This is a genomic window from Actinomadura monticuli, assembly GCF_041463655.1.
GTDB lineage: Bacteria > Actinomycetota > Actinomycetes > Streptosporangiales > Streptosporangiaceae > Spirillospora > Spirillospora monticuli.
This window is the reverse complement of sequence record NZ_JAXCEI010000016.1, coordinates 97,046-110,563: the sequence shown is the minus strand read 5'-3', so window position 1 is coordinate 110,563 and position 13,518 is coordinate 97,046. Positions and strand designations below refer to the sequence as shown.

The window sequence follows — 13,518 nt, the reverse complement described above, 5'->3', positions numbered from 1 at the left end:
GGCTCCTCCGGCATCAGGCGGGCTTCGCCGCGCTCGCGGCCTTGGCGATCTTCGGGACGACCTGGTCGACGACGTACGGGACGGCGAGCGGGGTCGGGGTCCGCAGCGGCCAGAACGACTTCAGGTCGAGGGCCACATAGGAGCCGCGCTTGACGGCGCCGAGGCCGGCGAACAGCTTGCCGCCCTCGATCTTCTTCTGCGTGGCCGGGTCGTCGTTGTAGTGGCTGAGCAGGACGTCCACGTCCAGGACGGACACCTTCTCCATGCTCAGCTCGGCGGCGAACCCGTCGCCGGGCAGCTTCGCGATCTGCTCGGGGAGCCGCATGCCGAACTGCCGCAGCAGCTTGACGCTGGTGTCGTCCTCGGACTTCATCACGCCGATGTTGCCGTTGGGGAAGACGCTGGTGAACGCGAAGCCCTTGCCGTTCAGCCCGGGGTACGCGGTCTTCACCGAGGCGATCTCGGCCTCGACGTCGGCGACGAGCTTCTTGCCGTCGGCCTCGCGCCCGACGGCCTTGGCGGCCTGCAGGGTGATCTGCTGCCACGTGTCCTCGGCGGGGCCGGTCTCGTACGCGACGGTCGGCGCCAGCTTGGCGAGCTTGTCGTACTCCTTGTCGATGGAGAAGTCGCCGCCCGCGAGGATGAGGTCGGGCCGCAGCGCGGCGATCTCCTCCAGGTTGAAACCGGCCTCGCCGGCCTTGAGCAGCTTCGGCTTCTCGCCGGTCAGCTCGGGCGCGGTCCAGGGGGCAAGGCCGTCGGGCTGGACGCCCGTCAGCTCCGCCATGCCGACGGGGGTGATGCCGAGCGCGAGGAGGGTGTCCTGGTCGACCTCGCCGAGCGCGACGATCCGCTTCGGCGCGGATTCGATCTTCGTGCTGCCGAGCTTGTGGGTGACGGTGACCGGGAACGCCCCGGCGGCCTCGCCGCCGGGGGAGCCGCCCGCGGGCTCGTCGTCGCCGCACGCCGCTACCGTGCCGAGGCTCAGGACGAGCGCGGCGGTGACGGCCAGGCGCCGCATCATGGTGCGCATAGAGGACCGGTGTCCTTCCGAGTCATGCAGAGATCTTCGGGGGATGTGATCAGCGATCTTAGGTTAGCCTCACCTAACTACACAATGGGCGGGCCGGTATGAGCCACCTCACCCCCGTCACCCCCCTCACCCTCGTCACCCTCGTCACCCTCGTCACCCCGCCCCGCGGGCCCGAGCCGGGCGAGGATTCCCGCCACGGTCGGCGCGCCCATCAGCGTCGCGATCTTCAACGCCTCGCAGCCGGGCTCCCTCCTGATCCGCCGGACGACCCTCATCGCGAGCAGCGAGTGGCCGCCGAGGTCGAAGAAGTCGTCGTCCGGGCCGACGTCCGGGACGCCCAGCTCCGCGGCGAAGATCCGGCACAGCACGGCCTCCCGGCCGTCGTCCCGGCGCACCGCCTCGGGAGCCGCCTCCCGCGTGACGGCGCGGGCCGTCAGCACGGCCGGCAGCGCCCCGACCCTCACGCCGGGATCGTCGGCGACGGCCTCCAGCAGCCGGATCAGCCCCTCCGCCAGGGCGGCGATCGTGCCCCGGTCGAACAGGTCGGCCGAGTAGTCCACGATGAGCCGCAGCTCGCCGGGCCCCTCGCGGAAGATGAAGTCCAGGTCGAACTTCGCCGCGCCCGGCCCGAACAGCGCCTCCCGCTGCTCCAGGCCGGGGAACCGCACGTCGCCGACGCCCTGGTTCTCGTAGCCGACCATCACCTGGAAGAGCGGGTTGCGTCCCGGCACCCGGCGCGGGCGGAGCGCCTCGACGACCGCCTCGAACGGCAGGTCCTGGTTGGCGAGGCCGGCGAGGCCGGCCTCCCGGACGCGGGCGAGCAGCTCCGCGAACGCCGGATCGCCGGACACGTCGGCGCGCAGGACGAGCGTGTTGACGAAGAAGCCGACGAGGTCCCGCGCGGCCTCCTCGGTGCGCCCGGCGACGGGGCTGCCGAGCGGGACGTCGTCGCCGGCGCCCGTCCGGTGCAGCAGCGCGGCCACGGCGGCCTGGCAGACCATGAACATGCTGGCGTTCCCGTCCCGCGCGACGCCGCGCAGCCTGCGCGTCAGGCCGGGCGGCAGGCCGGCGGACAGGGTCCCGCCGCGCTGCCCGACGGTGCCGGGGCGGGGCCGGTCGACCGGCAGCGGGATCTCCTCGGGGAGGCCCGCGAGGGCGCGGGCCCAGTGGTCGAGCTGCCGGGCGTGGACGCTGCCGGGGTCGAGCGGGTCGCCGAGCAGCTCCCGCTGCCAGAGCGCGTGGTCGGCGTACTGGACGGGCGGCGGCTCCCACGCCGGGGCGCCGCCGTCCAGCCGGGCCGCGTACGCCTCGGCGACGTCGCGGGCGAACGGCCCGAACGACCATTCGTCGAAGGCGATGTGGTGGAAGACGGCGAGCAGCAGGTGCTCGCGGTCGCCCTCCGGGAACACCGCGGCCCGCAGCGGGAGGTCCTCGGCCAGGTCGAACGGCCTGGCGATCACGTCCTCGGGCGGGCAGGTCGCGACCTCCAGGACGGGGCGCGCCTCGTCCGGGTCGAGGATCCGCTGGCAGGGCACGCCGTCGTGCTCGGCGAAGACCGTGCGGAGGCTCTCGTGCCGGGCGACGACGTCGCCGATCGCCGCCTCGAGCGCGGCGAGGTCGAGGTCGCCGCGCAGGCGCACCGCGAGCGGGAGGTGGTAGGCGCCGCGCGGCCCGTCGTCCTCGCGGAGCAGCTGGTCGAGCAGCCACAGCCGGCGCTGCGCGGACGACAGCGGGACGCGCTCGGGCCGCTCCTTCGGCTCCAGCACCGGCCGGTCGGCCGCGCCCGCGCCGCGGTGCACGCGTTCGGCCAGCTCCGCGACGGTCGGCGCCTCGAACAGGTCGCGGATCGCCAGCTCGGCGCCCAGCACCGCGCGGACCCGGCCGACGAGCCGCGTCGCGAGCAGCGAGTGCCCGCCGAGGTCGAAGAAGCCGTCGTCGATGCCGGCGCCCGGCGCGTCCAGCACCTCGGCGAACAGGGTGCACAGCAGCCGTTCGACAGGCGTGCGGGGCGCGCGTCCGGCCTTGCGCGGACCGTCCTGGCCGGGGTCCGGGAGGGCGCGCCGGTCGAGCTTGCCGTTGACGGTGAGCGGCAGCGCGTCCAGCGTCATGACGGCGCTCGGCACCATGTACCCGGGGAGGCGGGCCTTGAGGCTCTCCCGGACCCGCGCGGCGAGCACCCCGTGGTCGCGGGCGGCGACCGGGTTGCCGGCGTAGGACGCGGGCGCCCGCCCCGGCTCCGCCGGAAGGCACGCCGCTCCCCCGCCGAACACGGCGTCGTAGTACCCGACCTGCTCGGACGGCGTGAGCACGACGTCCGGGAACAGCGCGTGGAGCGTCTCCGGCTCGATCCCTTCGAGGACGTGGAGAGCCTCCCGCGCCTCGTCCGCCGACCCGCCGTCGCGCAGCACGCGCAGCGCGGCGGCCTCTCCGGAGAGCCTCGGGTCGGGAATCCCCCGCACCCGCACCCGCCCGGCCTCCTCCGTTGATCCGCGGCGTGTCGTTGTTTTCGGCGCCTCCATAAGAACGACTCGCCGCAGATCAACGAGACCGTCGAGGGTCGCCCAGTCGATGACAGGGGTGTCCGGGGCGGGTGGGGCGTCCTTGTGGAGGACGACGTCGTAGCGGTGGCGGGTCAGTTCGTTGTGGTGGGTGCCACGCTTGGTGAGGGCGTCCACGCGGGACGGTCCGTCGAGGGCGGAGAAGAAGGCCGGGTCGAGGAGGAGCTCCTTCTCCATGCGGACGGCGCGGTCGACTGCGTCCAGGTCGCCGGCGCCGCGTCCGGCCTGGATCGCGGCGTGCAGGAGGCGGATGGTGCGCAGGTCGCGGACGTCGCCGATGAACAGCGCCCCGCCCGGGGCGAGGAGCCGCATCGCCTTGCCGATGACGTCCTGGAGGTAGGCGGCGCCCGGGAAGTACTGGACGACCGAGTTGATGACGATCGTGTCGAAGTGCTCCTCCGGCAGGCCGGCGGTGTCGTGGGCCGGCCTGCAGCTCAGCCGGACGGGCGAGTCCGGGCCGAGATCGTGCCACCCCTGGGGGGACGACCCCCCAGACCCCCCGGCGGCTCCGCCGAGGTCGCGCCACCCCTGGGGGGACGACCCCCCAGACCCCCCGGCGGCTCCGCCGAGGTCGCGCCACCCCTGGGGGGACGACCCCCCAGACCCCCCGGCGGCTCCGCCGAGGTCGTGGCGGAGCTTGTCGATGACGGGCGCGGAGAAGTCGGTGCCCCAGTACTCCTCGCTCTCCGGGGCCAGGCGGGTGAGGAGGAGCCCGGCGCCGACGCCGATCTCCAGCACGCGGCGCGGCCGGAGCGCCCGGATGCGGTCGACGGTCGTCTCCCGCCATTCGCGCATGTCGTCCAGCGGGATGGGGGCGCCGTCGTAGCTGCTGTCCCAGCCGGCGAACTCCTCGGCGTGGACGACCGTGCCGACCTCGGTGTACTCGGCGTCGTAGATCTGCCGCCACTCGGCGAGCTGCTCGTCGGCGGCGCCCTCGCGGGTGCCGTCCGGGACGATGTAGCCGACGAGCCGCTTCACTCCGGGGACGCCGGTCTCGGCGGCGACGACCGCGGCCTGCCCGACGCCGGGCTCGGCGGCGAGCGCGGTCTCGATCTCCTCCAGCTCGACGCGGTAGCCGCGGATCTTGACCTGGTCGTCGGTGCGGCCAAGGAAGTCGATGTTGCCGTCCTCGCGGACGCGGACGAGGTCGCCCGTCCGGTACATGCGGCCGCCCGCCCGCGCGCCGGCGGCGAACGGGTCGGCGACGAACCGCTCGGCGGTCAGGTCGGCGCGGCCGAGGTAGCCGCGCGCGAGGCCGGCGCCCGCGATGTACAGCTCGCCCGGCGCGCCCGGCGGGACGGGACGCAGCCAGCCGTCGAGGACGTAGCCGCGGGTGTTCCAGATCGGCTTGCCGACGGTCGGGGAGGCGCTGTCCGCGGTGCCGCCGCCGAGCGTGTTGATCGTGTACTCGGTCGGCCCGTACAGGTTGTAGCCGAGGACCCCCTCGGCGCGGGCGAGCCGGTCCCAGACGGAGGTCGGGACGGCCTCGCCGCCGAGGAGGACGAGCGGCGGCCGGTGCCCGCCGTCCAGGAGGCCCTCGTCGAGGAGCTGCTGGGCGTAGGTCGGCGTCACGTTGATGACGTCGATGCGGTGCCGCCGCAGGTAGGCGGTGAGCGCTTCGGCGTCGCGGCGCAGGTCCTCGTCGCAGACGTGCACCTCGTGGCCTTCGATGAGCCAGAGGAGCTCCTCCCACGACATGTCGAAGGAGAAGGAGACCGTGTGCGCGATGCGGAGCCGCCGCCCTGCGGAGGCGACGACCGGGTCGAAGATGTTGGCGCGGTGGTTGAACTGCATGTTGGTGAGGCCGCGGTACGGCGTCACCACGCCTTTGGGGCGTCCCGTCGAGCCGGACGTGTAGATGACGTAGGCGGGGTGGTCGAGCCGGTCCTGGGAGCCAGGGGCGAAGTCGCCCAGTTCGGCGGCGGTCAGGTCGGCGCCGGGCAGGCCCGCGAGGGCCTTGGCGGTCTCCGGGTCGTCCAGGGCGAGGGTCGCGCCGCCGAACGTGAGCCCGGCGGCGATGTCGCGGTGGGAGACGAGGCAGGCGGGGGCGGCGTCCCGCAGCATGAAGTCGAGCCGGTCGGCCGGATAGTCGAGTTCCAGGGGCAGGTAGGCCGCGCCCGTGCGCAGGACGGCGAACAGCGCGACGACCATCTGCGCGGACCGGGGCAGCGCGAGGGCGACGACCTTCTCGGGGCCCGCGCCGTTCGCGAGCAGGAGGCGGGCGAGGCGGTTGACCTCGGCGTTCAGCTCCCCGTAGGTGAGGCGGACGCCGGGGAGGGAGACCAGCGCGAGGTCGCCGGACTGCTCGGCGGCGCGTTCGGCGAGCAGTTCCGCGACCGTCAGCTCGGGGACGGGGTGCAGCGCCTCGTCCCAGTCGCGCCGGAGCCGGTCGTGCTCTTCGGGGAGGAGGAGGTCGAGGCGGCCGCAGGCCGTCTCCGGGGCCTCGGCGAGCCGCCGCAGGACCGTGACGTAGCGGTCGGTGACGCGTTCGGCCTCGGCGCGGGTGAACGCGTCCCCCCGGTACATGACGCGGAGTCCGGCGCCCGGTTCGACGACCATGGTCAGGGGGTAGTGGGTGGCGTCGCGGACCTCGCGGCCGGTGACGCGCAGGTCGCCGTCCGGGCCGAAGCCGCGGCCGGTCGGCATGCCGGGGAAGTTCTGGAAGACGAACAGCGTGTCGAAGAGCGTGCCGAGGCCAGTGGCGCGCTGGACGTCGGCGAGCGCGACGAACGCGTGGTCGAACAGCTCGGACCGGGCCGTCTGGACGCGGTCGAGCACGGCCGCCAGGGTGTCCGCCGCGCCGGCCCGCACCCGGACGGGGACGGTGTTGAACAGCAGGCCGACCATGGACTCGACGCCGTCCACGTCCGGGTGGCGCCCGGAGACGGAGGCGCCGAAGACGACGTCGTCGCGGCCGGTGAGGCCCATCAGGACGAGGCCCCACGCGGTCTCGAAGAGGGTGCTCGGGGTGACGCCCCGCTCGCGGCCTGCGGCGTCCAGCCGGTCGGCGAGCCCGGACGGCAGCGGCCGGTGCAGCTCCCCGGCGTCCGCGAGGTCGGCCGGGGCGCCGACCAGGCCGGGACGCAGCAGGGCCGGCTCGTCGAAGCCGTCCAGGGCGCGGCGCCACGCGTCCGCGGCGGCGGCCTTGTCGCGGGTCGTGACCCAGTCCAGGAAGGCGCGGAACGGCCGGACGGGCCGGGCCGCCTCCGCGGCGGCGTCGGTGTACGAGCGGAGCAGCGAGGTGACGAGGAGGCCGCCCGACCAGCCGTCCAGGAGGATCAGCTCGGAGGTCAGGATCAGCCGGTGGTCGTCGGCGGAGAGGCCGGCCAGCGCGAACCGGATCAGCGGCGGCTCGCCGGGACGGAACGGCTCGGCCCGCTGGGCGTCGGTGAACGCCTCCAGGTCGTCCGGGGCCACGACGGCGTGCGTCCACGGCACCTCGAAGTCGCCGGGGACGAACTGCACGGCGCGGTCGCCGTCCGTCCGGAACCCGGCGCGGAGGTTGGGGAACTTCTCCAGGACGGCGCGCGCCGCGGCCGCCATCCGTTCCGGGTCGACCGGCCCGGACAGCTTCACCACGGCCTGCTGGACGTAGACGTCGCGGCCCTCGCCGGCGAGCATCAGGTGGAAGAGGAGCCCTTCCTGGAGCGGGGAGACTGGCAGTTCGCCGGCCGGTTCGGCCGCCTGTGCGGGTGCCGCGGCCGCGGCGGGCGCGGCGGCCGCGGCGAGGGCCTCGACCGTCCGGAGGCGGAAGACGTCGCGGACGGTGAACGACAGCCCGGCGCGGCGGGCGCGGGCGACGAGGAGCGCCGCGCCGATGCTGTCGCCGCCGGTGCGGAAGAAGTCGTCGCCGGCGCCCACGGCGTCGCGCCCGAGGACGCTCGCGGCGAGCCGGGCGAGGACGCGTTCCGGCTCGGTCGTCGGCGCCCGCCCTCCGGCGGGGCGGCCCGGCTCGGGGAGCGAGCGCCGGTCGACCTTGCCGTTCGGGGTGAGGGGCAGCTCGTCCAGGACGACCAGCTCGGCCGGGACGAGGTAGCCGGGGAGCAGCCCGCGCAGCGACGCGTGCAGCGCCTCGGGGTCGGCGTCGCCGGCGACGTATCCGACGAGGCGGGATCCGTGCGCGGCGACGGCGGCCCCCCGCACGCCGGACTGCGCCGCGAGCACGGCCTCGACCTCGCCGGGCTCGATCCGGAAGCCGCGGATCTTGAGCTGGGCGTCGGTGCGGCCGAGGAAGTCGAGCCCGCCGTCCGGGCGGCGGCGGACGCGGTCGCCGGTCCGGTAGAGGCGGGAGCCGGGCGGGCCGAACGGGTCCGCGACGAACCGCTCGGCGGTGCGGGCCGGGTCGCCGAGGTAGCCGCGCGCCAGCCCGTCGCCCGCGAGGTACAGCTCGCCGACGGGGACCTCGCGGAGCGCGGCGTCCAGGACGTGGGCGCGCGTGTTGGCGATGGGCGCCAGTCCCCCCGGCCCGTCGCCGGGCAGCGCGACGAGGCTGTCGCCCGCGGCCTCCGAGCACCCGTACAGGTTGACGAGGCGGGCCGGGACCCGCTCGGCGAGCGCGGCCGGCAGCGCCTCGCCGCTGCTGATCCAGGTGGTGACGGACGGCGGCAGCCCGTTCTCGGCGAACGCGGCGAGCAGGCTGGGGACGAGCGTGACGAGCCGGGCGTCGTGCCGGTCGATGAAGGCCGCGAGCGCGACGGCGTCGGCCGCGGTCGCGTCGTCGGCGACGGCGACCGTGTCGCCGGCGGCGAGACCGCCGAGCAGCTCGGTCGTGCCGTCGATGAACGCGGGCGAGGACTTCGCGACGCGGACGCCGGGCGCGGCGAGGTCCGCGCCCCAGGCGAGCCGGTTGGCCAGCGCGCGCTGGGTCCCGGCGACGGCCTTGGGGGTCCCGGTCGAGCCGGAGGTGAAGATCACGTAGGAGAGGTGGTCGGGCCGGACGTCCGGGCGTTCGCGGCGGGGCGCGTCCCGGGGCGGCTCGTCGCGGCCGAGGACGAGCAGCGGCCGGACGGCGTCCAGCATCGCCTCGATCCGGGCGGCCGGGTACGACAGGTCGATCGGCAGGTAGGCCGCGCCGGTCTTGAGGACGGCGAGCAGCGCGACGGCGAACCCGGCGGAGCGGGGCAGCGCGAGCGCGACGACCTTCTCGGGGCCGGCGCCGGCGGCGGCGAGCCGGTCGGCCAGCGCCTCGGCCCGGGCGTCCAGGTCGGCGTAGGTCAGGGCGGTGCCGCCGAAGACGACGGCGGTCCTGCCGGGGGTCCGGGCCGCCTGCTCCTCGATGAGCGCGGCGGCCGTCGGGGCGGGGAGGCCGCGGGCGGTGTCGGGGTGCTCGACGGGGGCGCCGAGGGAGGAGAGCCGCCGCCCCGGGTCGGCGGTGACCTGGGCGAGCAGCTCGCCCAGGCCGTCCAGGAGCCCCTCGACGGTGGCGGCGTCGAAGAGGTCGGTCGCGAACGCGGCGAACCCCTCGACCTCGTCGTCGCCCTCGGCGAAGTAGAGGTCGAGGTCGAACTTGACGCCGTCGGTCTCGGGGAGGAACGGTTCGGCCCGGACGCCGGGCAGCGCGAGGCGGACGTCGTCCAGCCTCTGGTGGACGATCATCACCTGGAACAGCGGGCCGCGCGCGAGCGAGCGCTCGGGGGCGAGGCGGTCCACGACCCGCTCGAACGGGACGTCGGCGTGGGAGAACGCGGCGAGGTCGGCGCCGCGCACCCGGTCGAGCAGTTCGCCGAACGTCGGGTCGCCGGACAGGTCGGTGCGCAGCACGAGCGGGTTGACGAAGACCCCGACCAGGTCGGCGAGGTCCTCGTCGGCGCGGCCGGCGATGGGCGAGCCGAGCGCGATGTCGTCGCCCGCGCCGGACCGCTGGAGCAGCGCGGCGACGGCGGCGTGCAGCACCATGAACACGCTGGTCCCGGTGTCGCGGGCCAGCCTCCGGACCCCGGCGGCGGGGAGCCGGAAGGGGACGAGGCCGCCGCGGTGGCTCGCCTCGGCGGGGCGCGGCCGGTCGAACGGCAGGACCGTCTCCTCGGGCAGGCCCGCGAGGGCGTCCGCCCAGAAGTCGAGCTGCGGGGCCGGGTCCGGCGCGGCCTCGCGCTGCCAGGCCGCGTAGTCGGCGTACTGGACGGGCAGGGGCTCCCAGCCGGGCGCGCGCCCGGCCAGCCGGGCCTCGTAGGCGCGCGCCAGGTCGGCCAGCAGCGGCGTGAACGACCATTCGTCGGCGGCGGCGTGGTGCAGCAGCAGGACCAGCGACCAGTCGTCGTCGCCGGTGCGCAGGAGGGTCCCGCGGACGGGCAGGTCGCGGCCGATGTCGAAGGCGTGCGCGGCGGCCTCCCGCTCCAGGGCCGCGCGGCGTTCCGGGGTCTCGTCGCGCGCGTCGGCGACGGCGAGGCGGACGCGGGCGTCCGGTCCCTGGACGCGCTGGACGGGGAGGCCGTCCGGTCCTTCGACGAGCAGCGTGCGCAGCGCCTCGTGGCGGGCGACGACGTCTTCGAACGCGGCGCCGAGCGCGTCCGCGTCCACGGGTCCGCGGAGGCGGAGGCCGAGCGGGAGCGCGTAGGACGCGGACGGGCCGCGCAGCCGCTCCTCCAGCCAGAGGCCGCGCTGCGCCGCCGACGCCGGGACGGTCTCCGGCCGCTCGACGTCGCGGACCCGCACCGCGTCGGTCCGCACGAGCCGGGGCGCGAGCGCGGCGACGGTCGGGGCCTCGAACACGTCCGCGATGGACAGCGTCCCGCCCAGCTCGGCGCGGGCCCTGGCCGCGACGCGGGTCGCCAGCAGCGAGTGCCCGCCGAGCGCGAAGAAGTCGTCGTCGACGCCGATGCCGTCGACGCCGAGCAGGTCGGCGAAGATGGCGCACAGCGCCGCCTCGCGGGCGTCGCGCGGGGCGCGCCCGGAGACGCCGGCCTCGGGGGCGGGCAGCGCGGCGCGGTCGAGCTTGCCGTTGACCGTGCGGGGCAGCGCGTCCAGGGCGATGAGGGCGGACGGCACCATGTACTCGGGCAGCGCCCTGGCGAGCCCGTCGCGGATGGCCGACTCGTCCGCGTCTTCTGAGGGGACGTAGTAGCCGGCGAGCCTGGGCTCGCCGGGACGGTCCTCGCGGACCACGACCGCGGCCTGCGCGACGCCCGGCTGCGCGGCGAGGACCGCCTGCGTCTCGGCCGGCTCGATCCGGAAGCCGCGGATCTTCACCTGGTCGTCGGTGCGGCCGAGGTACTCGATCCCCCCGTCGCGGGTGCGGCGCGCCAGGTCGCCCGTCCGGTACATGCGGGTGCCGGGCGGCCCGAACGGGTCGGCGACGAAGCGCTCCGCCGTGAGGCCGGGGCGGCCGGCGTAGCCGCGGGCCAGTTGCGCGCCCGCCAGGTACAGCTCACCGGGCACGCCCGGCGGGACGGGGCGCAGTCCCGCGTCGAGGATGTGCGCGCGGGTGTTCCAGAACGGGCCGCCGATGCCGGACGCGGGCAGGTCCGCGGACGTCGCCCAGATCGTCGCCTCGGTCGGCCCGTACATGTCGGTCGCGAGCGCCGCCGTCTCGGCGAGGGACGCGGCGAGCGCGGCGGGCAGCGCCTCGCCGCCGACCAGCACCCGGAGCCCCTTCAGCGCCGCCGGGTCGAGGCTGCCGAGCAGCGACGGCGTGCCCTGCACGATCGTGGCGTCCCGCAGCAGCCCGGCGAGGGCGGCGGGGTCGCGGACCTCGGCGCGGTCGGCGAGGACGACCGTCGCGCCGCCGATCAGGGGCGCGAACAGCTCCAGCGCGGCGATGTCGAACGCGATCGTCGTCACCGCGACCAGCCGGTCCCCGGGGCCGAGCCGCAGCTGCGCCCGGGTGCAGAGCAGGAAGTTCGCCAGCGCGCCGTGCGGGACCGCGACGCCCTTCGGACGTCCGGTCGAGCCGGAGGTGTAGACGACGTAGGCGAGCTGGTCCGCGGCCGGTTCGGCGGGAGGCGCGGCCGGCGGCCGGAGGGGGCCGTCCAGGGCGAGGAGGTCCGTGGTGTCCGGGAGGAACCGCGCGGTCTCCGGGGTGGCGATCGCGCAGAGGGGCCGGGCGTCGTCCAGCATGTGGGCGAGCCGGCCGGCGGGATGGTCGAGGTCGAGCGGCAGGTACGCGGCGCCGGCCTTGAGGACGCCGAGCAGCGCGACGACGAGGTCCGGCGTGCGGGGCAGCGCCAGCGCGACGACGCTCTCGGCGCCCGCGCCCCTGGCCCGGAGCTCCGCGGCGAGCGCCGACGACCGCTCGTCCAGGTCCGCGTACGTGAGGGAGCGCTCCCCCGCCTCGACGGCCGTCGCGCCGGGGGTGCGGGCGGCCTGCTCCGCGAACAGCGCGACGACGTTCGTGCCGGGCACCGGGTGGCCGGTGGCGTTGGCCGCCTCGACGAGCGCGCGCTCGTCCGCGCTCATGAGGTCGAGTGCGCCGATGGGGCGGTCCGGGTCGGCGAGCGCGCCGGCGAGCAGGGTCTCCAGGTGGACGAGCAGCGCGTCGATGCGCTCGTCGTCGAACAGCTCGCGCCGGAACGTGGCCTCCACCGTCATGCCCTGCGGCCGGACGAACGCCTCCAGCGAAAGGTCGAAGTGCGTGGTGCCGTTGTGGATGTGCGTCCAGCTCGACGTGATGCCGGGCAGGTCGAGCTCGCCGATCTCCTGGGCGAGGAAGAGGAGCATCGTGTCGAAGAACGCCGACCGTCCCCGTCCGCGCGCGGGGCGGAGCTCCCGGACGATGCGGTCGTAGGGCAGCGCCTGGTGCGCGAAGCCGCCGGCGACCGTCCGGCCGGTGCGCCGCAGCGCGTCCCGGAACGTGGGCGCGCCCGACAGGTCGGTGCGGAGCACGAGCGTGTTGCCGAAGTTGCCGACGAGCCGCTCGATCCCGGCGTGCTCGCGGTTCATGACCGCCGACCCGATCGCCACGTCGTCCGCGCCGGTGTAGCGGTGCAGAAGGACGGCGTAGGCGGCGAGCATCACCGTGTACGGGGTGACGTTCTCCTCGGCGGCGAGCCTGCGCATCCCCTCGGTCACGGCGGCGTCGAAGCGCCGCGCCCGCCGCCCGCCGCGCTCGTCCGCGACGGCGCCGCGCGGGCGGTCGGCGGGCAGGTCGAGCGGCGCGGGCGGCGGATCGAGGCGCTCCCGCCAGTAGGCCAGGTCGTCCTCGTCGTCGGCGCGGCGCCGCTCCCACTCGGCGTAGTCGGCGTACTGGACGTCCAGCGCGGGCAGCCCGTCCGGCTCCCCGGTGACGGCCGCGCGGTAGAGGGCCGACAGGTCGCGCGACAGCGAACCCCACGTCATCCCGTCCCACGCGATGTGGTGCACGACCAGGACCAGCGCGTGCCCGTCGTCGCCGAGCCGGAGCAGCTGGAGCCGGATCGGCCGTTCGTCGCGCAGGTCGAACGGCGTCGCGGCGAGTTCGGCGGCCCGCGCCTCGGCGTCCTCGCAGTCGAGGGGCGGGAGCTCCAGCGTGTCGTCCGCCCCGACGACCTGTACCGCCTGGACGGGGTCCCCCGTACGGTGACGCTCCGCCTCCGGTGAGGGGAGGGGCTCCGGCGCGTCCGCGTAGGTCGTCCGCAGGACGGCGTGGCGGCGGATCAGCCCGCGCAGCGCCTCCCGGAGGGCACCGGTGTCGAGCGGCCCGTCCATGCGGATGAGCAGGCAGACGTTGTAGGCGGGGCTGTCCGGAAACGCGCGGTGGTGCAGCCACATGCTCTGCTGCGCAGAAGACAGGGGCGCGGGTCCGTCCGATCCGCGAGGGGCGATCCCGGCGGCGCCGGAACCGAGCCCGGCCTCGGCCATCATCCGCCGCATCAGTTCGCGTCGCCGCTCCGTCGTCGTCTGCACGCCCGCTCTTTCGTCCGACTCCATGATCGCGAGTTAGGTTAGCCTTGCCTATGGCGAGCACACAAGGTTAGCCTTACCTAACTTGATCTTCCCGGTCGTGAGAGGGAGTTGGCT

2 protein-coding genes are annotated in these 13,518 nt (G+C 75.6%); both read right to left on the bottom strand.

The window, feature by feature from the left end:
* Nucleotides 1–13: 13 nt before the first annotated feature.
* The gene (locus SM611_RS29880) at nucleotides 14–1,030 is read right to left on the bottom strand and encodes an iron-siderophore ABC transporter substrate-binding protein (protein WP_371953646.1); all 1,017 of its coding nucleotides are present in this window, start codon (nucleotides 1,028–1,030) and stop codon (nucleotides 14–16) included.
* A gap of 77 nt (nucleotides 1,031–1,107) precedes the next feature.
* A complete protein-coding gene (locus SM611_RS29875; protein WP_371953645.1) occupies nucleotides 1,108–13,404 on the bottom strand; it encodes a non-ribosomal peptide synthetase in 12,297 nt (4,098 codons plus the stop codon).
* Between the last annotated feature and the right edge of the window lie 114 nt (nucleotides 13,405–13,518).